The organism is Streptomyces sp. NPDC028308, from assembly GCF_055565855.1.
Genome location: NZ_JBVHTO010000013.1, coordinates 193791 through 217749, shown reverse-complemented (window position 1 = coordinate 217749; position 23959 = coordinate 193791). Strand labels below are relative to the sequence as shown.

The window sequence follows — 23959 nt, the reverse complement described above, 5'->3', positions numbered from 1 at the left end:
GTGGCCGGCGGTTCCGCATGTCCGCACGCATGTTGCGGCCCGGCGCGCGCCCCGCCGTGCGGGGCGCGGTGTCACACGTACGGCCGCCGCCCGGACGGCGGCCACCCGTACAGACGGGGCGAGAGTGCGGTATGGGTGGTAACGGGTCATATTGGGCGCTAATGACCAGAGCTTTCCGAGGAGGCACTCCATGCGTGGAGCGACGCACGCCAAATGGGCCGCATGCGCGGCGGCGGTAGCCCTCGCGGCGACCGCCTGCGGGGGCGGGGGGAGTGACAGCGGCGGCGGCGACGGCACCGGGGTCCTCAGCTCCTCGTGGGGTGATCCGCAGAACCCGCTCGAACCGGCCAACACCAACGAGGTGCAGGGCGGCAAGGTCCTCGACATGATCTTCCGGGGTCTGAAGCGGTACGACGCGAAGACCGGCGCGGCCGACGACATGCTGGCCGAGAAGATCGAGACCTCGGACTCGCAGAACTTCACGATCACGATCAAGGACGGCTGGAAGTTCAGCAACGGCGAGGCCGTCACCGCGAAGTCCTTCGTCGACGCGTGGAACTACGGCGCCAGCCTCAAGAACAACCAGAAGAACGCGTACTTCTTCGGGTACATCGAGGGGTACGACAAGGTCCACCCGGACTCGGGCAAGCAGAGCGCGGACACGCTGTCCGGCCTGGTCGTCAAGGACGACAAGACCTTCACGGTCAAGCTCAACCAGAAGTTCTCGACCTTCCCCGACACCCTCGGCTACGCGGCCTTCTCGCCGCTGCCGCAGGCGTTCTTCGACGACCACGCGAACTGGCTGAAGAAGCCGATCGGCAACGGTCCGTACTCGGTCGACTCCTACACCAAGGGCTCCCAGATGTCCCTGCGGAAGTGGGACGGCTACTCCGGCGAGGACAAGGCGGAGAACGGCGGGGTGGACCTGAAGGTCTACACCGACAACAACACCGCCTACACCGACCTCCTGGCCGGCAACCTCGACCTGGTCGACGACGTGCCCGCCTCGCAGCTCAAGAACGCCAAGAGCGACCTCGGCAACCGGTACATCAACACCCCGGCCGGCATCATCCAGACCCTCGCCTTCCCGTTCTACGACAAGAACTGGGACAAGGCCGGGATGGAGAAGGTCCGCACGGGCCTGTCGATGGCCATCGACCGCAAGCAGATCACCGAGACGATCTTCCAGAAGACCCGTACCCCGGCCACCGACTGGACCTCGCCGGTGCTCGGCAAGGACGGCGGCTTCCAGGACGGACTCTGCGGTGACGCCTGCGAGTACAACGCGAGCGAGGCCAAGAAGATGATCGAGGACGGCGGGGGTCTGCCCGGCGGACAGGTCAAGATCACGTACAACGCGGACACCGGCTCCCACAAGGAGTGGGTCGACGCCGTGTGCAACAGCATCAACAACGCCCTCGGCAACGACAAGGCGTGCGTCGGCAACCCCGTCGGCACCTTCGCCGACTTCCGCAACCAGATCACCGACCAGAAGATGTCGGGTCCCTTCCGGGCGGGCTGGCAGATGGACTACCCGCTGATCCAGAACTTCCTCCAGCCGCTGTACTACACCAACGCCTCCTCCAACGACGGCAAGTGGTCGAACAAGGACTTCGACAACCTGGTGAACCAGGCGAACGCCGAGACCGACACCGCCAAGGCGATCAAGCTCTTCCAGCAGGCCGAGGAGGTCGTCCGGGACAACATGGCGGCCATCCCGCTCTGGTACCAGAACGGCAGCGCCGGCTACTCGGAACGGCTCTCGAACGTCGCGCTCAACCAGTTCAGCGTCCCCGTCTACAACGAGATCAAGGTCAACTGAGCCGCGCCGGGCGGCCCTTGTGACAGGGCCGCCCGCCCCTACCTCCGGAGCCCTCATGGGACGGTATGTGATCCGGCGCCTGCTGCAGATGATCCCGGTCTTCATCGGCGCGACGCTCTTGATCTTCCTGATGGTGAACGTGATGGGCGACCCCATCGCGGGCCTCTGCGGCGACCGCCAGTGCGACCCCGCCACCGCCGCCCAGCTGGAGAAGGAGTTCGGCCTCGATAAGCCGGTGTGGCAGCAGTACCTGACCTACATGGGCAACGTCTTCACCGGGGACTTCGGCACCGCCTTCAACGGCCAGGAGGTCACCGAACTGATGGCGTCGGCCTTCCCGGTCACCATCCGGCTCACGATCGTCGCGATCCTCTTCGAGATCGTGATCGGCATCGTGCTCGGCGTGATCACCGGCCTGCGCCGCGGACGCCCCGTCGACACCGGCGTCCTGCTGCTGACCCTCGTCGTCATCTCGGTGCCCACCTTCGTCACCGGCCTGCTGCTCCAACTGCTGCTCGGCGTCGAGTGGGGCTGGATCAAACCGTCGGTCTCCTCGGAGGCCACCTTCGGCGAGCTGATCGTCCCCGGCCTGGTCCTCGCCTCGGTGTCCCTGGCCTACGTGACCCGGCTGACCCGGACCTCCATCGCGGAGAACAAGCGGTCCGACTACGTCCGTACGGCGATCGCGAAGGGCCTGCCCCGGCGCCGCGTGATCGTCCGTCACCTGCTCCGCAACTCGCTGATCCCCGTGGTGACCTTCATCGGCACCGACATCGGCGCGCTCATGGGCGGCGCCATCGTCACGGAGCGGATCTTCAACATCCACGGCGTCGGCTTCCAGCTCTACCAGGGCATCCTGCGGCAGAACACCCAGACCGTCGTCGGTTTCGTGACCGTCCTCGTGCTCGTCTTCCTGGTCGCCAATCTGCTCGTCGACCTCCTCTACGCCGTACTCGACCCGAGGATCCGCTATGCCTGAGCAGCCGTACGAGCCGGAGGGCGCCATCGCGGCGACCGGGATGGGCGGCGCCATGGACCTCGCCACCAGTGAGGGCGCCACCCTGGAGAAGACGCCCGGCGGCCCGGAGGGCACCGGACCGCAGGAGAAGCCGCGCTCGCTCTGGTCCGACGCCTGGCGCGACCTGCGGCGCAACCCCGTCTTCATCATCTCCGCGCTGGTCATCCTCTTCCTGGTCGTGATCTCGCTCTGGCCGTCCCTGATCGCCACGCAGAACCCCCTGAACTGCAATCTGTCCAAGGCCCAGGAGGGCTCCCAGCCCGGGCACCCGTTCGGATTCGACGGCCAGGGCTGCGACGTCTACACGCGGACCGTGTACGGCACCCGGGTCTCGATCGCTGTCGGCGTCTGCGCCACGCTCGGGGTCGCCCTGCTCGGAGCGGTGCTCGGCGGCCTCGCCGGCTTCTTCGGCGGGACCGGGGACGCCGTCCTGTCCCGGATCACGGACATCTTCTTCGCGATCCCCGTGGTGCTCGGCGGCCTGGTGCTGCTGTCCGTGGTCACCAGCAACACGATCTGGCCGGTCATCGGGTTCATGGTGCTGCTCGGCTGGCCGCAGATCTCCAGGATCGCGCGCGGATCCGTCATCACCACCAAGCAGAACGACTACGTCCAGGCGGCACGGGCCCTCGGCGCGTCCAACTCACGGCTGATGCTGCGGCACATCCTGCCGAACGCCGTCGCGCCCGTGATCGTCGTAGCGACCATCGCGCTCGGCACCTACATCGCGCTGGAGGCGACGCTGTCGTACCTCGGAGTCGGGCTGAAGCCACCCACGGTGTCCTGGGGCATCGACATCTCCGCCGCGTCCCCGTACATCCGCCAGGCCCCGCACATGCTGCTGTGGCCCGCCGGCGCCCTCGCGGTCACCGTCCTGGCGTTCATCATGCTCGGCGACGCGGTCCGCGACGCCCTCGACCCGAAGCTGAGGTGACCGCCGTGCTGCTCGAAGTGCGCGACCTGCACGTGGAGTTCCGGACCAGGGACGGTGTCGCCAAGGCGGTCAACGGCGTGAACTACAGCGTCGACGAGGGCGAGACGCTCGCGGTGCTCGGCGAGTCCGGCTCCGGCAAGTCCGTCACCGCGCAGGCCGTCATGGGCATCCTGGACATGCCCCCGGGCCGGATCACCGGCGGCGAGATCCTCTTCCAGGGCCAGGACCTGCTGAAGTTCAAGGAGGAGGAGCGGCGCAAGGTCCGCGGCGCCCAGATGGCGATGATCTTCCAGGACGCCCTCTCGTCCCTGAACCCGGTGCTGTCCGTGGGCGACCAGCTCGGCGAGATGTTCGTCGTGCACCGCGGGATGTCCCGCAAGGACGCCCGGACCAGGTCCGTCGAGCTGATGGACCGGGTCCGCATCCCGGCCGCCGCCCAGCGTGTACGCGACTACCCGCACCAGTTCTCCGGCGGTATGCGCCAGCGCATCATGATCGCCATGGCGCTGGCCCTCGAACCCGCCCTGATCATCGCCGACGAACCGACCACCGCCCTGGACGTCACCGTCCAGGCCCAGGTCATGGAGCTGCTGGCGGAACTCCAGCGCGAACTCAACATGGGGCTCATCCTCATCACCCACGACCTCGGCGTGGTCGCCGACGTCGCGGACAAGATCGCCGTGATGTACGCGGGCCGCATCGTCGAGTCGGCGCCCGTCCACGACATCTACAAGGCGCCCGCGCACCCGTACACCCGGGGCCTGCTGGACTCGATCCCGCGCCTGGACCAGAAGGGCCAGGAGCTCTACGCGATCAAGGGCCTGCCGCCGAACCTGATGCGCATCCCGCCGGGCTGCGCCTTCAACCCGCGCTGCCCCATGGCCCAGGACGTGTGCCGGACCGACGTACCCCCGCTCTACGAGGTCTCCGACGAGCGCGGGAGTGCCTGCCACTTCTGGAGGGAGTGCCTGCATGGCTGAGACGACGCAGGCGCCGACGACCGAGCCGATCCTGGAGGTCAGCGGCCTGGTCAAGCACTACCCGCTCACCCGCGGCATCGTCTTCAGGAAGCAGATCGGGGCGGTGAAGGCCGTCGACGGCGTCGACTTCACCCTGGGGTCGGGCGAGACCCTCGGCATCGTCGGCGAGTCCGGCTGCGGCAAGTCGACGGTCGCCAAGATGCTGGTCAACCTGGAGAAGCCGACGGACGGGGTGATCAAGTACCGGGGCGAGGACATCACCAAGCTGTCCGGACGCGCCCTGAAGGCCGTACGGCGCAACATCCAGATGGTCTTCCAGGACCCCTACACCTCGCTCAACCCCCGTATGACGGTGGGCGACATCATCGGTGAGCCCTACGACATCCACCCCGAGGTCGCGCCCAAGGGCGACCGCCGGAAGCGGGTCCAGGACCTGCTGGACGTGGTCGGCCTCAACCCCGAGTACATCAACCGCTATCCGCACCAGTTCTCCGGCGGCCAGCGCCAGCGCATCGGCATCGCCCGCGGCCTCGCGCTGCGCCCCGAGATCATCGTCGCGGACGAGCCGGTCTCCGCCCTCGACGTCTCCGTGCAGGCGCAGGTCATCAACCTGCTCGACCGCCTCCAGGACGAGTTCGACCTGTCCTACGTCTTCATCGCGCACGACCTGTCGATCGTGCGGCACATCTCCGACCGGATCGGCGTGATGTACCTCGGGCGGATCGTCGAGACCGGCAGGGACGCCGAGATCTACGACCATCCGACGCACCCGTACACCCAGGCCCTGCTCTCCGCGGTGCCGGTGCCCGACCCGGAGGCGCGCGAGCACCGGGAGCGGATCATCCTCACCGGAGACGTGCCGTCGCCGGCCAACATCCCCTCCGGCTGCCGCTTCCGCACCCGGTGCTGGAAGGCGCGCGAGCGCTGCGCCCTGGAGGTCCCGCTGCTCGCGGTGCCGGCCGAGTTCCGGCTCCTGGACGGGCCCGCGGCACACGACTCGGCGTGCCACTTCGCGGAGGAGAAGCGCGTGGTGCCCCCGGAGGAGCACCGGCCCTCGCCTCTCGGCGGCCTTCCGGAGTCGCCCGGCGGAGACCGTCCGGGCTCGCCCCCGGGCGGGCGTCCGGTGCCGCCGCCGGAGGACGGGGAACCGCCGTCACGGCCGCCGAACGGGGTTGCATAAGCGCACAAATGAGGGCGAACGTCGTTTACACGCAGGCAACTTGGCGGAAGCGGTACCGATATACGGACGCGGCAAGGTGAACAGCGTACGGCCGTGCGGGTGCCGTAGACGGGCCGGGGCGCGCCATGTCGCCCCGGCCCGTCGCATGTTCAGTCCAGGCCCAGCGACCGCTTCAGGAAGTCCACCTGGAGCAGCAGCAGGTTCTCCGCGACCTGTTCCTGCGGCGTCATGTGCGTGACGCCCGACAGGGGGAGCACCTCGTGGGGCCGCCCGGCGGCCAGCAGGGCCGAGGACAGGCGCAGGCTGTGCGCGACCACCACGTTGTCGTCCGCGAGGCCGTGCACGATCATCATCGGCCGGGCGGGCTCGGCGGCGGCCACCAGACCGTCGTCGTCGATCAGGGAGTTGGCCGCGTACACCTCGGGACGGCTGCCGGGGTCGCCCAGGTAGCGCTCGGTGTAGTGGGTGTCGTAGAGCCGCTGGTCGGTGACCGGGGCGCCCAGGATGCCGGCGTGGAAGACGTCCGGGCGGCGCAGCACCGCGAGCCCCGCGAGGTAGCCGCCGAACGACCAGCCGCGGATCGCCACCCGGCCGAGGTCGAGCGGGAAGGTCTTCGCGAGGTCCTGGAGGGCGTCGACCTGGTCCTGGAGCACGACGGCGGCCAGGTCGTCCTTGACGGCCTTCTCCCAGGCGGGCGAGCGCCCCGGCATCCCGCGCCCGTCCGCGACGATCACGGCGAATCCCTGGTCGGCGAACCACTGCGAGGTCAGGTAGGGGTTGTGGGCGGCGAGCACGCGCTGGCCGTGCGGACCCCCGTACGGGTCCATGAGCACGGGCAGGGGAGTGTCCCCGTGGTAGTCCGTCGGCATAAGCACGGCGCACGGGATTCGGCGTGCGCCCCCCTGTGCCAAGGTCACGCGCGGGGACAGACCAGGGCGTTCGGCATATGACGCCACGGTGGCCGTCTTCGCCGAGGCTCCCGCGGGCGCCGGTCCGGCCCCGGTCCGCCTGCCGTCGCGCAGCACCTGCACCTGGCTGCCCGGCCGGTCCGGCACCGCCGAGACGAGGACGGTCACGCCGCCGGCCCGCACCGCCGAGTGCACGCCCGGCTCCTGCGAAAGCCGCTCCACGCCCAGCTCGTTCACCCGGTACACGTGGATCTCGCCGATCTCCGGCTCGGCCGCCTTCGCGCCCGCCGACGCCGAGACCAGCACGTCGTGGGCCGACACGTCCAGCACCGCGCGGACGTGCAACTGCGGCCCGGTCAGCGGGCGTTCGCCGTACGCGAGGACCCGCGCCCCGCCCTCGTCGGCGATCCGCACCAGCTGCCCGCCGGGGCTCCAGCACGGGACGCCGGGGAAAAGATCCAGCCATTGTGGATCTTCGTCGGCGTGCACCATCCGGGTGGCCCCGGTGTCCGGGTTCACCGCCAGGAACAGCTGGCTGCGCTGGTCCCGCGCCTGTACGAGCACGAGCGGCGCCCCCGCCGCTGACCAGTGCACATGCGCCACGTACGGGTAGCGCGCCCGGTCCCAGACGACCTCCGTGCGCGTCCCGTCGAGACCGGTGACGAACAGCCGGACCTCCGCGTTGGCGCTGCCCGCCACCGGGTACGCCACCTGCTGCGGATCCCGCCCGGGATGCGCCGGATCGGAGATCCACCACCGCTCGACCGGGGCGTCGTCGACCCGCGCGACGAGCAGCCGGTCCGACTCCGGTGACCACCAGAAACCGCGCGAACGCCCCATCTCCTCGGCCGCGATGAACTCGGCCAATCCGTAGGAAACCGTCGCCGACTCCGGCTCCGCCAGCGCCCGGTCCTCCGCTCCCTCGGCCCCCACCACACGCAGGGCGCCACCGGTCACGTACGCGATCAGCCGCCCGTCGGGCGCCGGGCGCGGGTCGATCACCGGCCCCGGGACCCGGAGTTCACGCGCCGTACCGGCCCGCAGCTCGGCCGTGAAAAGCCGCCCTGACAAGGAGAAAGACGCCAACTCCACGGCCGCGTCGGTGGCGTAGCCGACGATCCCGGCGCCGCCCTCGCGGCTGCGCTCACGGCGGGCCCGCTCCTGCGCCGACAACCGCTCCGTGCCGCCGCCGAGCAGCGTCCCGGGGTCCGCGACGACGCGCTCCCCGCCGTCCTCGACATCGAGGACCCACAGCAGGTTCGCCCGGTCCGTGCCGGACCGGGACCGCAGGAAAACGACGCGTGAACCGTCGGGTGACACGGTGAAGGCGCGGGGTGCGCCGAGGGTGAACCGCTGGGTGCGCGCCTGCATGCGCGGGAAGGAAAGGGGCTCCGTCGTCATGCCCTGACCATATTGGCCATGCGCCCCCTTGTGCGGCCGTGCGCCGATCGATGCGCGCGTACGGATAGTTATGATCACTAGCGCTGCGTGGGTATGAACCCGCTGGCTGCTGTAAGGGTTTTCCGACCCCGTTCGACCCCCCCTAGTCCCTGGGATCTTTGGAGGTGAGCCGCCGTGGCACTCTCGATTTCGGCGGTGGTGCTGCTGGCGATCATCGTCTTCATCCTGGTCAAGAAGTCAGGACTGAAGGCCGCCCACGCCATCGTGTGTGTCCTGCTCGGCTTCTATCTCGCCTCGTCGACGGTGGCACCCACGATCAACGAGCTGACGACGAACATCGCGGGCATGATCGGCAGTATCAAGTTCTGACCGCGTGACACCCGTGCCGTGGGCTCCGCGACCCGTCGCGGGAGCCCACCGCCGCCCGTCCGCCCGCTCAGCCCTCGGACGCGTACGCCACGAAGCGGGCCCACGCCCGCGAGGTGAGCGCGAGCCGGGGGCCGGCGGTGTCCTTGGAGTCGCGGACGTGGACGGTGCCGGGGGTGGTGGCGACCTCGACACAGGACTCGCCGTCGTTGCCGCCGCTGTGACTGCTCTTGAACCACGCCGGTTCGGGGACGTCCATGGCAGCAGTTGCGCGGATCATGTTTCTCCCACCAGTTGCTCGATCAGGGCCAGCGACTCCCGTGGTGAGAGAGCCTGCGCCCGGATGGTGCCATACCGCAGTTCGAGGATGCGCAGCTGTTTCGGGTCCGATGTCGGGCGGCCGCTGAAGGCGCCGTCGGACCGGCCGACCGCCGTGCCGTCGGGGAACTTCAGCACCTCGATCCTTCCGTCCAGACCGGAGTGGACCTCGCAGTTCAGCGGCATCACCTGAAGCACGACGTGGTGGAGCCGGGCCACGTCATGCAGTCGTTCGAGTTGCTCCCGCTGAACCATCCTGCCCCCGATCGGCCGCCGCAGTACCGCCTCCTCCAGCACGAAGTGCAGACACGGAGCCGGGTCCCGGTCGAAGACCGACCGCCGGGCCAGCCGCGCGGCCACCATCCGCTCCACGTCGTCCGGCGTGTACGGCGGCTGGGCCGCCCTGATCAGTGAGCGCGCGTGCGCGGCGGTCTGCAGGAGACCCGGCACGATGTTGCCCTCGTACACACCGATCTCGACCGCCCGCGCCTCCAGTTGGGCCAGCTCCCGGACCTTCTTCGGGTAGCGGACCTTGGCGACGTCCTCCTTCATCGCGGACAGCAGCCCGCCCGCGCGCAGCACCTCGTCCGCCGTGTCCAGGTACTCGGGCCGGGGGATCCGCTTGCCGCCCTCGATCTTGTAGACCATGTCCTCGCCGTATCCCACGGCCTCCCCGAAGTCGGCGGCGCGCATCCCCACCGCCTCCCGGCGCAGCTTGAGCTGGCGCCCGACCGTCGCGACGACCGCCACACCCCACTCGTCGTCCGGGTCGACCTCCCAACCCGGCTCGTCCGCCTCGTCCTTGAGCCGGGCCGCCGCGCCGTCCACCCCTGCCATCCCGCACCCCTCCGTCGTACGACCCTGCCGCGACGCCCCTACCCGTGCGGCCGGTGCCGGCAGTCCGGACACGGGCGGACAGACGCCGGTCCACCGGAACCCGCTTTCCCGTGCTCCGGTGCGAGGGGCGGTCATCCCCAAGGACCACGAGGGTGAAAGCACCGCACCAAGCCCTACCCCGCCCTTCCGTGCCGCAGCGGTCCCTCACTCGCGCGGGTGAACATCATCAACTCGGCCGGCTTCCGGCCCGGTTGGCTGCCCTACGCTCGGCCCGACACAACTCCAGACATGCGACGGCCCTCGCCGGGACTGCAATCCCAGTGCGAGGGCCTGACCACCGAGAAGCAGGAGCCTTCCCGATGGATACGCAGAACCCTAGCGCGCCCCCGCGCCCCCAGCCCGGAAACGCGGGCAGAAACCGCACGCACGGGCACACCCGCTCCGGCGGCCTCGCCCACGACAACGCCCGCCACGCCACCCGCTTCACGGTGATCGGCAACCACCTCGCCCAGCACCCGGAGCTCTCGGCCCTGGCGATCGGCCTGGGCGTGCACATCCAGTCCCTGCCCGCGGGCGCCCGCGTCGACATCAAGACCCTCGCCGCCCGCTTCCCCGAGGGCGCCACCCGGATCGCCGCCGCCCTGCGCGAGCTGGAGGCCCACGGCTACCTGCGCCGCACCCGCGAGCGCGTCCCCGGCGGCCGCATCGTCACCCGCACGGTCTCGTGCAACCAGCCGGGACACCGCGGCCGGGCGGCCGACGACCACCGCCCGGCGGCCCCGCGCCCACCCGAGCGGCGCGAGCCCCGCAAACCCCTCCCGGCCGTCCCGCACCCGGCGCACCCCGCCCCCGCCCTCCTCGCGGCCGCCACGGACCTCCTCGCGGACCTCCGCCGCCACGACCCGGGCCTGCTCCTGTCCGCCCAGGACACCGCCCACCTCGCGCCCGGCGTCGCCGCCTGGCTGGAGCGGGACGTCGGCCCCGGCGCCGTACGCCGGGCGCTGACCACCGACCTGCCACCCGGCGGACCGCGTCGCCCCGCGGCCCTGCTCGCGCACCGGCTCAGCGCCCAACTGCCGCCCCCGCCCCCGCTCGGCCCGCCCGCCCGGCGCCTGCCCGTCGTGCGGCACCCCCTGCGGAACTGCGACGACTGCGACCGGGCCTTCCGCGCCCCGGAACCGGGCCGCTGCCGGGACTGCCGGCGAGCCGCCCCGCCCGGCGGCGAGGAGTGACGGCGGGCCCGCGGCGCGACCCCGGCGGCGGACGCCTCGTAGGGTGGAGCCCATGACGGAACTGCCCGACCGGCGTCTGCTCCTGGTGCACGCGCACCCGGACGACGAGTCGATCAACAACGGCGCGACCATGGCGCGGTACGCGGCCGAGGGCGCCCTGGTGACGCTGGTGACCTGCACCCTCGGTGAGCGGGGCGAGGTCATCCCGCCGCGGCTCGCGCACCTGACCGGTGCCGCCCTCGGCGAACACCGCCTGGGGGAGCTGCGTACGGCGATGGCCGCGCTCGGCGTCGAGGACTTCCGGCGGCTCGGCGGCGACGGCCGCTACCGGGACTCCGGGATGATGGGCGGCCCCGAGAACGACGAGCCGGACTGCTTCTGGCGGGCCGACGTCGACGAGGCCGCCGCCCGCCTGGTCGAGGTGATCCGCGAGGTCCGCCCGCAGGTACTCGTCACCTACGACCCCGACGGCGGCTACGGGCATCCCGACCACATCCAGACCCACCGGGTCGCCACCCGGGCCGCCGAACTGGCCGGGCGGGCCGCCTTCCGCCCCGACCTCGGCGAGCCCTGGCACATCGCCAAGGTGTACTGGAACCGCGTACCGCGCTCGGTGGCCGAGGAAGCCTTCGCCCGCCTCCGGGCCGCCCTGCCGGACCTGCCCTACGCGAAGGCGGCCGACACCGGCGACGTGCCGGGCGTGGTCGACGACGCGGTGGTCACCACGGTGATCGACGGCACCGCGTTCGCCGCCGCCAAGGCCGCCGCGATGCGGGCGCACGCCACCCAGATCGAGGTCACCGAGCCCTGGTTCGTCCTGTCGAACGAGCTGGCTCAGCCCCTCTTCACCACGGAGTACTACGAGTTGGTGCGCGGGGAACCCGGCGGGACGCCGGAGACCGACCTGTTCGCGGGCCTCGCGGACACCCGGACCGGGCAGCGGGAGACGGAGAGCCGATGAGTACGACGGGCAGGCAGGGCAGCGCGCTGGCCCAGCCGTTGCAGCGGCCTTCGGGCGGGCGCATGGCGGCGGGCCTCGGGCTCCTCGTGCTGGGCGCCGTGGTCGGGGTGGCCGGTTCGCTGCTGCAAGCGGCCTGGTTCCCCGGGGGCTTGCTGCTGTCCCTGGCGGGCGCGGCGGGACTCTTCCTGGGCGGTTCGCGTGCTTTGGGCACCCGTGCCGGGGCCGTCGCTCCGGCCGTCGGCTGGACGGTCGCCGTCGTGCTGCTCACCGCCAGCCGTCCCGAAGGGGACTTCCTCTTCGGCGCGGGGATCGGCTCCTACCTGTTCCTGCTCGGCGGGATGGCGGTCGCTGTGATGTGCGCCACCCTCGGTCTCGGGCGGCAACCGGACGGTCCCGCCGTCCGACTTGGGAAATGACGTACCACTTCGCCGTATCGGACAGGTGCGGGTCCCGTGGGGGTTTCCCCGGCGGGCGCCGTCCGGGCGGTGAGACGGCCAGTATGGTGGTGCGCGCCGCCGAGCTGCCCGAGATGAGGTCGAGTAAACGGGCGGCGGAGCCAACCGGGAGAACCTGCCTTGAGTCGTGAAACTGACAGTTCGTCCTCCGGGCCCAACGGGCGCGGCGGAGCCGCGTACCCGTCGGGGACGCCGCCGTACGGGACCCCCACGGCCTCCGAAGACGGCACCGCCGCGGGCCGTTCGGCCGCGCAGCCGGAGGAACGCAAGACCGAGACCACACTGACGACCCGGATCCGGATCAACATCCCCGGATCGCGGCCCATCCCGCCGGTCGTGGTGCGTACGCCGATGGCCGACGCCGACACCTCCGCCGAGAGTGCCGAGGGCGCGGACACCGACCCCGAGACGACGGGTTCCGTCCGCGTGCCCGCGATCGCCTCGGGTCCGACCGCGCCCGCCGCGGAGGGCCCCGGTGAGCCCCCGTCGGCCGAGGAGAAGACGAGCGACTGGTTCGCGCCACGCAAGTCCGGCCCTCCCAAGGGCGGATCGGGCGGCGGCCCGGCCAACGGAGCGGGTCTGCCCGCCGGTTCGGCCCCCGCCGGTGCCGGCGCACCCGCGGTCCCGGCGCCGACCCCCGGCATGTCCTCGGGTCCGCAGGGCCCGGGCGCGCGTCCCGGCGGACCCGGCACTCCCCCCGGAGCGGGCGGCCCCGGACCGATGGGCGGCCAGGCCCGCCCCGGCGGCACGAACGGCGCGGGGCTGCCGGGTGCCACCGGCGCCGGTCCCGTGGCTCCCGGCCACGGCGGCGGCACCGGCTCCTTCGACGTCTCCGCGGCCCTCACCGGCCCCCCGTCCGGCGGCGAGTCCCGCCGCGACGACCTGCCCTACTTCGCGGAGAACGGCCAGGGCGCCCCGGACGGACGGCGCGGACCCGCCGGCCCGACCGGCGGCCCGGTCACCGGTGACGGCCCGATGGTGCCGCCCGCCGGCCCCGGCGCGGGCCCCTTCGGCTCCGGCGGTCCGGGTGTCCCCGGCGCGGGCCCCGGTGGTCCCGGCGCGGGTCCCGGCGGCGGTCTGAGCGACGACACGGCGATCCTCACCCCGCAGCGGCCCGCCCCCGAACCGGGCGGCCACGGCTACGGGCCCAACGACAACGTCTCCGGGCACACCGTCACCAGCGGCATCCCCGTCGTCCCCGGTGGCCAGAACTCGCCGTTCGGACCGGGCGGGCACCCCGACGGGCCGCTGCCGCACACGCCCCCGAAGCTGCCCGACCCCGCCCCGAAACCGGCCGCCTCCGCCAAGCCCGCCAAGAAGAAGGGGCGCAGCAAGCTGGTGCTCCTCGCCGTCGGCGTGGTCTTCCTCGGCGGCGCGGCGTACGGCGCCGGGCTGCTGATGAACCACTCGGACGTGCCCAAGGGCACCACCGTGCTCGGCGTCGACATCGGCGGCGGCACCCGCGACGAGGCCGTCAAGAAGCTCGACGACGCCTTCGGGGACCGTACGAACAAGCCGCTGCGGCTGTCGGTCGACGGCGACACGGTGGCGCTCAGGCCGGACCAGTCGGGCCTCCAGCTCGACGCCAAGGCCACGGCGAGCGCCGCCGCGCGCAGCGACTACAACCCGATGTCCGTGATCGGATCCCTGTTCGGCGGGCAGCGCGTGGTGGAACCCGTGATGCCCGTGGACGAGGAGAAGCTCCGGGCGGCGCTGGAACGGGCCGCGGGCGGCTCCGGCTCGGCCGGCGACGGCACGATCAAGTTCCAGCCCGGCAAGGCCGTCGCCGTGTACGGCAAGGCGGGCAAGGGCATCGACGTCGGGGCGTCGGCCGAGGCCGTCCGGGAGGCGTACCGCAGCCAGGTGGAGTCCGGCACGAGCACCCCGGTGAAGGTGCCGACCACCATCAAGCAGCCGACGGTCTCGGACGCCGAGGTCAACCGGATGATGAAGAAGTTCGCGGAGCCGGCGATGTCCGGGATCGTCACGGTGCGGACGGACGCTGCCCACACGGTCTCGTTCAGCCCGCAGAACTCCCTGTGGCGTTTCCTGCGGGTGAAGGCCCAGGACGGCAAGCTCGTCGACTTCTACGACCGGGCGGAGCTCACCAAGCTCTACGGCAACACCTTCGACGGCGTGCTCGTCACGCGGGGCACCGGCAAGAAGACCGCGGTCACCGTCGAGGACGTGATCGGCGCGCTGCGTCCGGCGCTGATGTCCAAGAACGCGGCGGACCGGATCGCGGTGATCGACACGAACCCGAGCTGACCTCGGGAGCGTACGGCGCGGTTCCGCGCCGGTGACAGGGGTGTCCGGCCGACGGCCGGGCACCCCTTTCGTGTTGCCGTCCGGCCGCCGTCGCCGCGCCGGACATGACATCCGTCATGCGCGACCGAGGACACCTCGCACTGCCGGGGCGGCGGGCGCGGCGGCCACGATGGCCCCATGACGACGACTGCGACGGCCACCTCCCCGGTGGTCGCCTTCGACCAGGTGAGCAAGAGCTACGGGGGAGTGCGGGCCGTGGACGGCCTGACGCTCGCCCTGCACCCCGGTGAGACGGTGGCGCTGCTGGGCCCGAACGGGGCGGGCAAGTCCACGACCCTGGACCTGCTGCTCGGCCTCCGGCACGCCGACAGCGGCACGGTCCGGCTCTTCGGGACCGGCCCGCGCGAGGCCGTCGTCGCGGGCAGGGTGGGCGCCATGCTGCAGAGCGGCGGGCTGATGGACGAGGTGACGGTCGGTGAACTGGTCCGCCTCGCCTGCGCGCTGCACCCGAAGCCGTACCGGCCCGGCGACGTCATGGCCCGCGCGGGCGTCGACCGGATCGCGGACCGCCGGGTGAACAAGCTCTCCGGCGGCCAGCAGCAGCGGGTCCGCTTCGCCCTCGCCACCGCCGGGGCGAGCGACCTGATCGTGCTGGACGAGCCGACGACCGGCATGGACGTCACCGCCCGCCGCGCCTTCTGGGCCACCATGCGCGAGCAGGCCGACCAGGGCCGCACCGTCCTGTTCGCCACCCACTACCTGGAGGAGGCCGACGCGATCGCGGACCGGGTGCTCGTGCTGCACCGGGGCCGCCTGCTCGCCGACGGCACCGCCGCCGAGATCAAGGCACGGGCGGGCGCCCGCCGGATCTCCTTCGACCTGCGGGAGCCGGTGGACGAGGCCGCGCTGCGGACGCTGCCCTTCCTGACGTCCCTCGACGTCTCGGGCCACACCGTGCGCATCCGGTCCACCGACGCGGACGCGACCGTGCACGCCCTGTACGGGCTCGGGCTGTACCCGCGCGGCCTGGAGGTGACCGGACTCGGCCTGGAGCAGGCGTTCGTCGCCATCACCGCGGCCGAGGAGGCGGCCCGGGAAGCCGAGGGGACCGAACGCACGGTCCCCGCCGCCGAGCACGACGCCGACCCGGCCACCGCGGCCACCGCCACCGAAGGAGCGATGGAGAAGTGAACAGCCTCATCAAGCTGGAGATCGTCCGCGCCCTGCGCAACCGCAAGTTCCTCTTCTTCTCGGTGATCTACCCCTCGGGCCTGTTCCTGCTCATCGCGGGCGGCCAGGACGCCACCACCGTGGTCGAGGGCACCGGACTCACCCTGCCCACCTTCTTCATGGTGTCCATGGCCTCCTTCGGCGCCCTGACCGCCGTCCTGATGGGCAACAGCGAACGCATAGCCAAGGAGCGGGAGAGCGGCTGGGTACGGCAGCTGCGGCTCACCGCGCTGCCGGGCCGCGGCTACGTGCTGGCGAAGACCGCCGGTGCGGCCGTCGTCGCGCTGCCGTCCATCGTGATCGTGTTCGTCGTGGCGGCCGCCGTGAAGGACGTCCGCCTGGACCCCTGGCAGTGGCTCGCGCTCACCGCCGCGATCTGGGCCGGCAGCCTCGTCTTCGCCGCGCTCGGGGTGGCCATCGGCTATCTGGCGAGCGGTGACGCGGTCCGTCCGATCACGATGATCGTCTACTTCGGGCTCTCGGTGCTCGGCGGCCTGTGGATGCCGGCCACCACCTTCCCGGGCTGGCTCCAGGACATCGCCGACTGGCTGCCCACGCACGCGTACGCTGCCCTCGGTCAGGCCATCGAACTGGGCGAGGCACCGGCCGCCGCGGACGTCGCCGTCCTGGCCGTCTCCTTCGTCCTGTTCGCGGGCGCGGCGGCATGGCTGTACCGGAAGGACACCCTGAAGGCGTGAGCGGCGTCGGCATCGGGCAACGCCCCGACAACCGCAGGCAGAAGCTGGTCAAGTCCGTGTGGACGGGCATCTGGCTCGTCTACCTGAGCGCACCCGTCGGCGACCTGCTGCACGGCGGCCACAGCACCGGCGTCACCGTGCTCGGCTGGCTCGGCCTGGTGGTCTTCGTGGCCTGGTACTGGGCCCTGGTCTTCCGCACCGGCCGGGGCGAGGGCGAGCGCCTGGTCCTCGGCTCCCTGGCGGTGCTGGCGGCGGAGTCCTCCGTCCTCGCCCTCACCCTGGGCCGGGAGTGGCTGGTCCTGTTCGTGTACGTCTCGATCGCGTCCGGCGCCGCCCTGCCGCTGCGCACGGCACGCCTGACCGTCCCGGCCGTGTCCGCGCTGATGGCGGTGCTCGCCCTCGTCGTCCCCGGCGGCAGGGCGTACCTGGCGGGCCTGCTCATCCCGGCGTTCCTCGGCGGGTTCGCCATGACGGGGGTGCGTGAACTCCTGCGCACCACCATCGCGTTGCGCGAGGCCCGGGCCACCGTCGCCCAGCTCGCCGCGAACGAGGAGCGGCTGCGGCTCGCCCGCGACCTGCACGACCTGCTCGGCCACTCGCTCTCCCTGATCACGCTGAAGAGCGAGCTGGCCGGCCGGATGCTGCCCGGCCAGCCGGAGAAGGCGGCCCAGCAGGTCGCCGACATCGAGAGCGTCAGCCGCCAGGCCCTCGTCGACGTCCGCGAGGCGGTCACCGGCTACCGGAGGCCCCGGCTCTCCGGCGAACTGGCCGGGGCGCGGGTCGCGTTGACCGCCGCCGGGATCGTCGCCGACCTGCCGGCCGAACCCGGCCCCGGCGAGGTGGCCGAGGAGAGCGAGTCGGCGCTCGCCTGGACGCTGCGCGAGGCGGTCACCAACGTCGTACGGCACAGCGGGGCGCGGCGCTGCTCGGTGACCCTGGCCCGCCGCGAGACCCTGACGGGCCCGATCCTCGAACTGATCGTGGAGGACGACGGTTCGGGCGGTTCGGGCAAGGGCCACGGGAACGGCCTGTCCGGGCTGACGGAACGGCTGGAGAAGGCGGGCGGCACACTGGAGGCCGGCCGCGCACGGCACGGGTTCCGGCTGGTCGCCAGGGTGCCCGCGACCGCCCCGGCGGGACCGGCCGGCCACTCCCGGACGGCGGCGGACGACGCCGTAGGATCCGGGACATGAGCCGTACGATCAAGGTCCTGCTCGCCGAGGACCAGTCGATGGTCCGCGAGGCCCTGGCCGCCCTCCTCGGCCTCGAACCGGACATCGAGGTCGTCGCCCAGGTGGCGCGCGGGGACGAGGTGCTCGCCGCGGCCCGGGCGCACGACGTGGACGTGGCTCTCCTCGACATCGAGATGCCGGGCCTCACCGGCATCGAGGCCGCGGCCCGGCTGCACGCGGAGTTCCCGGACCTCAGGCTGGTCGTCCTCACCACCTTCGGCCGGCCCGGCTATCTGCGCAGCGCCATGGAGGCCGGCGCCGACGCCTTCCTGGTGAAGGACGCCCCGGCCGCCCAACTCGCCGAGGCGGTACGGAAGGTGCTCGCCGGGGAGCGCGTCATCGACCCCACGCTGGCGGCCGCCGCGCTCGCCGAGGGCGCCAATCCGCTGACCGCCCGCGAACGCGAGGTGCTGCGGGCGGCGGCCGACGGTTCCACCAACGCCGAACTCGCCGCGGCCCTGCACCTGTCCCAGGGCACGGTCCGCAACTACCTCTCCACGGCGATACAGAAGCTCGCGGTCCGCAACCGTGCTGAGGCCGTCAGGACGGCACGGGAGAAGGGCTGGCTGTAGACCCCCTCGGGGAGCTGCCCCCGTGGACGGTGCCGGTGCTGCGCCCGCCCTCGCAGCCCTGGCGGGCCGCGAGCCTCACGTCAGTTGAGCATCGACCGTGCGGCGTGCGCCTGTCGCCGTACCCGGTCGGCGGCCGGCTCGTCCACCGCGGCCACCACCTCGGCGTACGCGTCCAGTTCGGCGGCGCCCGTCAGGAAGTCCCCGCGCTGCACCAGCAGTTGGGCCCGCTCGTAGCGCAGCCGGGCCGGGTGCGAGGGCAGCAGCAGGGACAGTTCGACGGCCCACAGGGCGACGTCGGAGCGTTCGGGACGGGTGGCCGCCCAGGCGCGGACGTTGTTGAGGATGCGCAGCACGACGTCGAGCGGGTCGGCGGGCGCGAGCATCGACGGGTCCAGCGGCGCGCCGGTCGCCCCCGCGACGAGCAGCTCGGCGTCGGGCCCGGTCAGCACCCGGCCCCCGTCGAAGGGATCGGCCAGCACCTGGTCCCCTGGCGGCCCGAAGCCCACCACGAAGTGCCCGGGCAGCGCGACCCCGTACACCGGCGCCCCCGCCCGCCGGGCGACCTCCATCCACACCACGGACAGCAGGATGGGCAGCCCGCGCCTGCGCCGCAGCACCTCGTGCAGCAGCGACGACTCCAGCCGCTGGTAGTCGCCGGGCGTGCCGTGGAAACCGCACCGGGCGCCGAGGAGTTCGGCGAGCGCGGCCGCCCAGGACCGGGGGCCGCCCGGCCGGAACGGGAGCTGCCCCGCCAGCCGGTCCAGCTCGATCTCCGCCGCGTCCATGCCGGCCTCGTTCAGCGTCCCGTCCGCGGCGGCGCCCACGAGCAGACAGAGCAGGGCCAGGTCGGGCCGCTCGGAGCGGGCCTCGTCGGCGAACCGGCGCCGCACCTCGGCGGCTCGCTCCGGCTCCGGGGGGTGAGGGGGACGCATGGCAGCCTCCGGGCCTCTCACGCGGGCCGGTGACGGCCGTCGTGCGGCGCGGGCCGTTCCTCCGGCGCCTCCGGTGCCCGGTGGTGGTGGTAGGCGTGGTGCGCGGCGAAGCCCATCCCGGTGTAGAGCGTGCGCGCCCCCGCGTTGGCGGCCTCCACCTGGAGCCACGCCGCCGAGGCGCCCTCGTCCAGGGCGCGCCGGGCGAGCGCCGCCATCACGGCCGTGCCCAGCCCCCGCCGCCGGTACGCGGGGTCGACCTCGACGGCCGCGAAACCGGCCCAGCGCCCGTCCACCACGCACCGCCCGATGGCCGCCGGCGGCTCGCCCGGCTCCCCGGGCACCGTCGCGAACCACACGGACGGGCCACCGCTCAGCACGCGCAGCGCCACGTCGCTCAGCCCCTTGCGCCGGTAGCGGCTCAGCCACGCCTCGTCCGCATCCCGGGACAGCAGCACCCCGGGAGCCTCGCGGTCCCCGATCGGCGCGAGCGCCCCGGTCCACACCTCGGCCGTCACCTCACGCGACCAGCCGCGCGCCTCCAGCTCGGCGCACAGCAGTTCCTGGGTGCCCTCGGCCCCGGTCGCCGTCTGCACGTACGCGGGCAGCCCGCGGACGGCGTACCAGTCGCGGACGGCAGCGAGCGCCTCGTCCAGCGGCCGGCCCGGATCACCGAGCGTCAGGACGGAGTTGGCGCGCCGGGTGAACCCGGCGGCGGCGCGCAGCTCCCACTCGCCGAGCGGCTCGCGCTCGACCGGCTGCCAGGCCCTGGCGGCGATCCGCGCCAGTTCCCCGTACGAGGCCGCGGGGCCCCGCCGCCGCGCCGGAGCGGACGGCACGACCTTGCCCGCTACCAGCGAGGATTCCGGAATGCGGACGCTTTCGCCGGTGCGTCGTGTGATCAGCAGCACACCGTCGTCCCATGATGTGAGAACACCGACCGTGTCGGTGAACTTCTCTTCCGTGTCTCCGTCCTCGTTCAAGCGTCGCACGGAGACGCGTTTGCCCACGTCAGCAGCGGTGATGCGGACCTCAAGGCGGCCGGCCGCGGAGATTTCCACAGGTCAGTTCACCCCTCCTGTTCGGATCATGCCCAGGAACGGAGATACTAGGGGCGGGCATCGACGACGCCGCGCTCCCGCGCGCCAGGCGGCGGAGCCTGAGGAGGCCCGCCAGCGCCCTATCGAGGAGGAACGACAGCGTGACCTACGTCATCGCGCAGCCTTGTGTCGACGTCAAGGACAAGGCGTGCATCGAGGAGTGCCCGGTCGACTGCATCTACGAGGGCTCCCGGTCCTTGTACATCCACCCGGACGAATGCGTCGACTGCGGAGCCTGTGAGCCGGTGTGCCCGGTCGAGGCGATCTTCTACGAAGACGACACTCCGGAAGAGTGGAAGGACTACTACAAGGCGAACGTCGAGTTCTTCGACGAGCTCGGCTCGCCCGGTGGTGCCAGCAAGCTGGGACTGATCGAGCGCGACCACCCCTTCGTCGCAGCGCTTCCGCCGCAGAACCAGTAAGCGGCCCGGATCGCGCCGCCCCGGTCCCGTACGGCCTCGCTGCCGTGCGGGACCGAGGTGTTTGGCGCGCGGTCCGTCCGCACCCGCCGTGAGCGCGACCCGCCGGCCCGGGTCGCCCGTACGAGAAAGTGAGTCCGAGCCCGTGTCCGCAGTCTCCGACCGGCTTCCCACGTTTCCCTGGGACAAGCTGGAGCCCTACAAGGCGACGGCCGCCGCGCATCCGGACGGCCTCGTCGACCTGTCCGTCGGCACGCCGGTCGACCCGGTGCCCGAGCTGATCCAGAAGGCTCTGGTCGCCGCGGCCGACTCGCCGGGCTATCCCACGGTCTGGGGCACCCCCGAGCTGCGCGACGCGATCACGGGCTGGGTGGAGCGGCGGCTGGGCGCCCGCGAGGTCACGCACCGCCACGTGCTGCCGATCGTCGGCTCCAAGGAGCTGGTGGCCTGGCTGCCGACCCAGCTGGGCCTCGGCCCGGGGGACACGGTCGCCTATCCGCGCCTGGCCTATCCGACGTACGAGGTCGGCGCCCGGCTGGCCCGCGCGGACCACGTCGTCTACGACGACCCGACCGAGCTGGACCCCACGGACCTGAAGCTCCTGTGGCTCAACTCGCCGTCGAACCCCACCGGCCGCGTCCTCGCCAAGGACGAGCTCACCCGCGTCGTCGCCTGGGCGCGGCGGCACGGCGTCCTGGTCTTCTCCGACGAGTGCTACCTCGAACTGGGCTGGGAGGCCGACCCGGTGTCGGTGCTGCACCCGGACGTGTGCGGCGGCTCGTACGAGGGGATCGTGGCGGTCCACTCGCTCTCCAAGCGGTCGAACCTGGCGGGCTACCGCGCCGCGTTCCTCGCCGGTGACCCCGACGTCCTCGGCCCGCTGCTCCAGATCCGCAAGCACGGCGGCATGATGACGTCCGCGCCGACCCAGGCCGCGGTGGTGGCCGCGCTCGGCGACGACACCCACGTCCGTGAGCAGCGCGAGCGCTACGCGGCCCGGCGCACGGCCCTGCGCGCCGCCCTCCTCGGGCACGGCTTCCGCATCGAGCACAGCGAAGCGAGCCTGTACCTGTGGGCCACGCGGGACGAGTCCTGCTGGGACACCGTCGCCCACCTCGCCGGCCTCGGCATCCTGGTGGCCCCCGGCGACTTCTACGGCCCCGCGGGCGGCACCTTCGTACGGGTGGCCCTGACGGCGTCGGACGAGCGGATCGCGGCGGCGGTGGCCCGGCTGGCCTGACCGCCGGCAGGCGGCACCTCCCGGACACGGGCGAGGGGGCCCGGGGAAGATCCCCGGGCCCCCTCGTCGTGCCGTACCGGTCTCAGCCGAGCGGCAGGCCCTGGGTCGGCAGCCCCTGGGTGGGCAGACCGCCCTTGGTCACGGAGTCCGTCGGCAGGCCGCCACCCGTCGCCTTGGCGGTGTCGCCGAGCAGCCCGCCCGCGGAGCCGGCCGCCTCACCGGCCGTCTTCTGGGCGGCGGGGGCGGCGGTCTTGGCGACCTTGCCGCCGGTCTTGCCCGCGGCGGGCACGGCCTTCTTGACGGCCTTGCTGCCGGCTTCGCCGGCCAGGCCGGTGGTCTTCTGCGCCGCACTGTCCACGGTGTTGCCGGCCTGCGCGCCGTCCAGAGCGGTCAGCCCACCGAGGTTCGGGGTGGCCGGCAGTTCGGCCGCCGCGCTGGCGGAGCCGGCCGCACCGACCACGGGCGCCGCCCCCGCTGCGATGAGCAGCGCGACACGGGCGATCCGGCGGGTCAGGGGGAGGGACATGATGCTCCTTAGACGGGAGAAAAACATTGGTGTGTCCGAGGTGTCCCGGTGGCTGACCGACTGGCTGTCGACCGAACGGCTGTGATCGTCCCGGGCTCCGGACGCAGTGACTACCGCTCGAAGACCGCGAAGGTTGCGGTGGCCCGACGTAAAGAGTTGGTAATGCGTCGCATTATCGGCTGCGGATAAAAACGGGCAAAGACCACCCGGTCGGAAAGTCTGCCGAATCCTTACCGCCCTTTGTTCTCAAGGGTTTTGGCGGATTCGGGGGTGACCGTGCGAAAACCCGCGCCGACACCGTATCCGGCTCAGGCCCCGTCCCCCCAACGGGTGAGGGCCCGTACTACTGACCAGTGACGATCCGGACCTCGGCGGTCGACTTCGCCGACTTCCGGGAATTCCCGCTCTCGGTCCATTCGCTCACGGACCGCCCGGCGGACCACTCGCGTCCCGCGTACGAGACGTGCGCGATGTGCAGCGCGGAGGAGTTGGCGACGGCCCAGTGGGCCAGCTCCCAGCCGCGCTGTCTGCGGCTGCCGTCGGCCGCCGTCCCCTCCGGCACGGGCACGGTCACAGCGGTGCCCGGCCCCCGCGACGGCGAGGCCGCCGCGGAGGGCGACGCCTGTCCCGACCCGGCATCCGTCCCGCCGTCCACCTCGGCACCGGCGACCTGGAGCACGTCCCGCCCGAAGTCCCGCACGAGCGCGGCCCGCACGGCGTCCGGACCGCCCGTGCGGGTCGCGCCGGGCCGCCCCTCGCAGGTCAGCGTGGCCGCCGCGCGGCCGGTCAGGGCCGCCGCCAGCAGCGTGGCGTCCGGCTCGTGCTTGGCGTACGCCTGGGGGTAGCCGCTGCGCTGCACCCGCTGCGCGGCGACCGTCAGCGGCAGCCGCGAGTAGCCCGGCACCTTGGCCAGATGCCGGTAGAACTCACCGGCCGCGTACGTCGGGTCCATGATCTGCTTCCGGGTGCCCCAGCCCTGCGAGGGCCGCTGCTGGAACAGGCCGATGGAGTCCCGGTCGCCGTGCCGGATGTTGCGCAGGCCCGACTCCTGGAGGGCGGTCGCGAGGGCGATCGTGACGGCCCGCTCCGGCATGCCGCGCGTGGTGCCGACGGCGGTGATCGTCGCCGCGTTCACCGCCTGCTCCGGGGTGAACTCGTACGAGGCGCCGTCGCCCTTGCCCGAGACGACCTTGCAGCGGGGCGCGCCCGTGCCGCCGGTGACGTACTGCACGACGAGATAGCCCGCGAGCGCGAGCAGCACCGCGACGGCCGCCCCGAACCGGAGGAGGCGGCCGCGCCGGGAGGAGGTGGGGGACGGCTCTGGCACGTCGTA

The 23959-nt window shown here is 72.4% G+C and carries 23 protein-coding genes; 16 read left to right on the top strand and 7 right to left on the bottom strand.

The window, feature by feature from the left end:
• Positions 1-190 precede the first annotated feature (190 nt).
• The 5 genes from ACZ4VA_RS29835 to ACZ4VA_RS29815 are packed head-to-tail and all read left to right on the top strand — an operon-like array spanning position 191 to position 5934.
• Positions 191-1822 (top strand): peptide ABC transporter substrate-binding protein, encoded by a 1632-nt coding sequence (locus ACZ4VA_RS29835; protein ID WP_356171795.1) that lies wholly within the window; start codon positions 191-193, stop codon positions 1820-1822.
• A gap of 55 nt (positions 1823-1877) precedes the next feature.
• Complete coding sequence (locus ACZ4VA_RS29830; protein ID WP_355792999.1) at positions 1878-2801, top strand: ABC transporter permease; 924 nt, start codon at positions 1878-1880, stop codon at positions 2799-2801.
• Positions 2794-3774, top strand: coding sequence for an ABC transporter permease (locus tag ACZ4VA_RS29825; RefSeq protein WP_355793001.1), 981 nt, complete (start codon positions 2794-2796; stop codon positions 3772-3774). The genes ACZ4VA_RS29830 and ACZ4VA_RS29825 overlap by 8 nt, the downstream gene beginning before the upstream one ends.
• Positions 3775-3779: 5 nt before the next feature.
• Positions 3780-4754 carry an ABC transporter ATP-binding protein gene (locus ACZ4VA_RS29820; RefSeq protein WP_355793003.1) on the top strand — a complete coding sequence of 325 codons (975 nt, stop codon included), beginning with the start codon at positions 3780-3782 and terminating at the stop codon, positions 4752-4754.
• Complete coding sequence (locus ACZ4VA_RS29815) at positions 4747-5934, top strand: ABC transporter ATP-binding protein (protein WP_389390521.1); 1188 nt, start codon at positions 4747-4749, stop codon at positions 5932-5934. Before ACZ4VA_RS29820 ends, ACZ4VA_RS29815 begins: the two co-directional genes overlap by 8 nt.
• Positions 5935-6083: 149 nt before the next feature.
• Here the strand turns inward: ACZ4VA_RS29815 and ACZ4VA_RS29810 are convergent, their stop codons facing one another.
• A complete protein-coding gene (locus ACZ4VA_RS29810; RefSeq protein ID WP_468083132.1) occupies positions 6084-8243 on the bottom strand; it encodes a S9 family peptidase in 2160 nt (719 codons plus the stop codon).
• A 174-nt stretch (positions 8244-8417) separates the two neighbouring features.
• Here ACZ4VA_RS29810 and ACZ4VA_RS29805 point away from each other — a divergent pair, with 174 nt between their 5' ends.
• Positions 8418-8612 carry a hypothetical protein gene (locus ACZ4VA_RS29805; RefSeq protein WP_028801953.1) on the top strand — a complete coding sequence of 65 codons (195 nt, stop codon included), beginning with the start codon at positions 8418-8420 and terminating at the stop codon, positions 8610-8612.
• A gap of 67 nt (positions 8613-8679) precedes the next feature.
• Here the strand turns inward: ACZ4VA_RS29805 and ACZ4VA_RS29800 are convergent, their stop codons facing one another.
• Both ACZ4VA_RS29800 and ACZ4VA_RS29795 read right to left on the bottom strand, forming a co-directional pair.
• Positions 8680-8889 carry a DUF397 domain-containing protein gene (locus tag ACZ4VA_RS29800; RefSeq protein ID WP_356171808.1) on the bottom strand — a complete coding sequence of 70 codons (210 nt, stop codon included), beginning with the start codon at positions 8887-8889 and terminating at the stop codon, positions 8680-8682.
• The gene (locus ACZ4VA_RS29795) at positions 8886-9764 is read right to left on the bottom strand and encodes a helix-turn-helix domain-containing protein (protein WP_356171811.1); all 879 of its coding nucleotides are present in this window, start codon (positions 9762-9764) and stop codon (positions 8886-8888) included. The genes ACZ4VA_RS29800 and ACZ4VA_RS29795 overlap by 4 nt, the downstream gene beginning before the upstream one ends.
• A gap of 359 nt (positions 9765-10123) precedes the next feature.
• On the opposite strand from ACZ4VA_RS29795, the gene ACZ4VA_RS29790 reads away from it, so the two are divergent.
• From ACZ4VA_RS29790 to ACZ4VA_RS29755, 8 genes are all read left to right on the top strand, one after another.
• Complete coding sequence (locus ACZ4VA_RS29790) at positions 10124-10996, top strand: helix-turn-helix domain-containing protein (protein ID WP_389390517.1); 873 nt, start codon at positions 10124-10126, stop codon at positions 10994-10996.
• Between the two features lie 52 nt (positions 10997-11048).
• On the top strand, positions 11049-11957 hold the full coding sequence (gene mshB / locus ACZ4VA_RS29785; protein WP_389390516.1) for an N-acetyl-1-D-myo-inositol-2-amino-2-deoxy-alpha-D-glucopyranoside deacetylase: 909 nt from the start codon (positions 11049-11051) through the stop codon (positions 11955-11957).
• A complete protein-coding gene (locus tag ACZ4VA_RS29780) occupies positions 11954-12373 on the top strand; it encodes a DUF6113 family protein (protein WP_356238208.1) in 420 nt (139 codons plus the stop codon). Before mshB ends, ACZ4VA_RS29780 begins: the two co-directional genes overlap by 4 nt.
• Before the next feature lie 159 nt (positions 12374-12532).
• Complete coding sequence (locus ACZ4VA_RS29775; protein WP_356238209.1) at positions 12533-14680, top strand: hypothetical protein; 2148 nt, start codon at positions 12533-12535, stop codon at positions 14678-14680.
• 177 nt (positions 14681-14857) lie between these two features.
• Positions 14858-15871, top strand: a complete 1014-nt coding sequence (locus tag ACZ4VA_RS29770) for an ABC transporter ATP-binding protein (RefSeq protein WP_468083128.1) — start codon at positions 14858-14860, stop codon at positions 15869-15871.
• Positions 15868-16608 (top strand): ABC transporter permease, encoded by a 741-nt coding sequence (locus ACZ4VA_RS29765; protein ID WP_355784570.1) that lies wholly within the window; start codon positions 15868-15870, stop codon positions 16606-16608. Before ACZ4VA_RS29770 ends, ACZ4VA_RS29765 begins: the two co-directional genes overlap by 4 nt.
• Complete coding sequence (locus ACZ4VA_RS29760; protein WP_468083126.1) at positions 16605-17801, top strand: sensor histidine kinase; 1197 nt, start codon at positions 16605-16607, stop codon at positions 17799-17801. The genes ACZ4VA_RS29765 and ACZ4VA_RS29760 overlap by 4 nt, the downstream gene beginning before the upstream one ends.
• Positions 17798-18412: a response regulator transcription factor gene (locus ACZ4VA_RS29755; protein ID WP_355784576.1), complete on the top strand. Its 615-nt coding sequence runs from the start codon at positions 17798-17800 to the stop codon at positions 18410-18412. Before ACZ4VA_RS29760 ends, ACZ4VA_RS29755 begins: the two co-directional genes overlap by 4 nt.
• Before the next feature lie 80 nt (positions 18413-18492).
• On the opposite strand, the gene ACZ4VA_RS29750 is transcribed toward ACZ4VA_RS29755, so the two are convergent.
• Both ACZ4VA_RS29750 and ACZ4VA_RS29745 read right to left on the bottom strand, forming a co-directional pair.
• On the bottom strand, positions 18493-19344 hold the full coding sequence (locus ACZ4VA_RS29750; RefSeq protein ID WP_355784579.1) for a transglutaminase-like domain-containing protein: 852 nt from the start codon (positions 19342-19344) through the stop codon (positions 18493-18495).
• A 17-nt stretch (positions 19345-19361) separates the two neighbouring features.
• The gene (locus tag ACZ4VA_RS29745) at positions 19362-20402 is read right to left on the bottom strand and encodes a GNAT family N-acetyltransferase (RefSeq protein ID WP_356171827.1); all 1041 of its coding nucleotides are present in this window, start codon (positions 20400-20402) and stop codon (positions 19362-19364) included.
• A 140-nt stretch (positions 20403-20542) separates the two neighbouring features.
• Between ACZ4VA_RS29745 and fdxA the strand changes: the two genes are divergently transcribed.
• Both fdxA and ACZ4VA_RS29735 read left to right on the top strand, forming a co-directional pair.
• Complete coding sequence (gene fdxA, locus ACZ4VA_RS29740; RefSeq protein WP_019058397.1) at positions 20543-20863, top strand: ferredoxin; 321 nt, start codon at positions 20543-20545, stop codon at positions 20861-20863.
• Between the two features lie 142 nt (positions 20864-21005).
• Entirely contained in the window at positions 21006-22100 is a 1095-nt protein-coding gene (locus ACZ4VA_RS29735) for a bifunctional succinyldiaminopimelate transaminase/glutamate-prephenate aminotransferase (protein WP_356238212.1), read from the top strand.
• 82 nt (positions 22101-22182) lie between these two features.
• Here ACZ4VA_RS29735 and ACZ4VA_RS29730 read toward each other — a convergent pair whose 3' ends face one another.
• Both ACZ4VA_RS29730 and ACZ4VA_RS29725 read right to left on the bottom strand, forming a co-directional pair.
• Complete coding sequence (locus ACZ4VA_RS29730) at positions 22183-22626, bottom strand: ATP-binding protein (protein ID WP_355792461.1); 444 nt, start codon at positions 22624-22626, stop codon at positions 22183-22185.
• Between the two features lie 343 nt (positions 22627-22969).
• Positions 22970-23953, bottom strand: coding sequence for a VldE C-terminal domain-containing protein (locus ACZ4VA_RS29725; RefSeq protein WP_468083122.1), 984 nt, complete (start codon positions 23951-23953; stop codon positions 22970-22972).
• Positions 23954-23959: the final 6 nt, after the last annotated feature.

Excerpts from the sequence above, each read along its gene's own strand:
- ACZ4VA_RS29835 (WP_356171795.1), top strand. The coding sequence starts at position 191 with ATGCGTGGAGCGACGCACGCCAAATGGGCCGCATGCGCGGCGGCGGTA.
- ACZ4VA_RS29830 (WP_355792999.1), top strand. The coding sequence starts at position 1,878 with ATGGGACGGTATGTGATCCGGCGCCTGCTGCAGATGATCCCGGTCTTC.
- ACZ4VA_RS29825 (WP_355793001.1), top strand. The coding sequence starts at position 2,794 with ATGCCTGAGCAGCCGTACGAGCCGGAGGGCGCCATCGCGGCGACCGGG.
- ACZ4VA_RS29815 (WP_389390521.1), top strand. The coding sequence starts at position 4,747 with ATGGCTGAGACGACGCAGGCGCCGACGACCGAGCCGATCCTGGAGGTC.
- ACZ4VA_RS29810 (WP_468083132.1), bottom strand. The coding sequence starts at position 8,243 with ATGACGACGGAGCCCCTTTCCTTCCCGCGCATGCAGGCGCGCACCCAG.
- ACZ4VA_RS29800 (WP_356171808.1), bottom strand. The coding sequence starts at position 8,889 with ATGATCCGCGCAACTGCTGCCATGGACGTCCCCGAACCGGCGTGGTTC.
- ACZ4VA_RS29795 (WP_356171811.1), bottom strand. The coding sequence starts at position 9,764 with ATGGCAGGGGTGGACGGCGCGGCGGCCCGGCTCAAGGACGAGGCGGAC.
- ACZ4VA_RS29790 (WP_389390517.1), top strand. The coding sequence starts at position 10,124 with ATGGATACGCAGAACCCTAGCGCGCCCCCGCGCCCCCAGCCCGGAAAC.
- mshB (WP_389390516.1), top strand. The coding sequence starts at position 11,049 with ATGACGGAACTGCCCGACCGGCGTCTGCTCCTGGTGCACGCGCACCCG.
- ACZ4VA_RS29780 (WP_356238208.1), top strand. The coding sequence starts at position 11,954 with ATGAGTACGACGGGCAGGCAGGGCAGCGCGCTGGCCCAGCCGTTGCAG.
- ACZ4VA_RS29770 (WP_468083128.1), top strand. The coding sequence starts at position 14,858 with ATGACGACGACTGCGACGGCCACCTCCCCGGTGGTCGCCTTCGACCAG.
- ACZ4VA_RS29755 (WP_355784576.1), top strand. The coding sequence starts at position 17,798 with ATGAGCCGTACGATCAAGGTCCTGCTCGCCGAGGACCAGTCGATGGTC.
- ACZ4VA_RS29750 (WP_355784579.1), bottom strand. The coding sequence starts at position 19,344 with ATGCGTCCCCCTCACCCCCCGGAGCCGGAGCGAGCCGCCGAGGTGCGG.
- ACZ4VA_RS29730 (WP_355792461.1), bottom strand. The coding sequence starts at position 22,626 with ATGTCCCTCCCCCTGACCCGCCGGATCGCCCGTGTCGCGCTGCTCATC.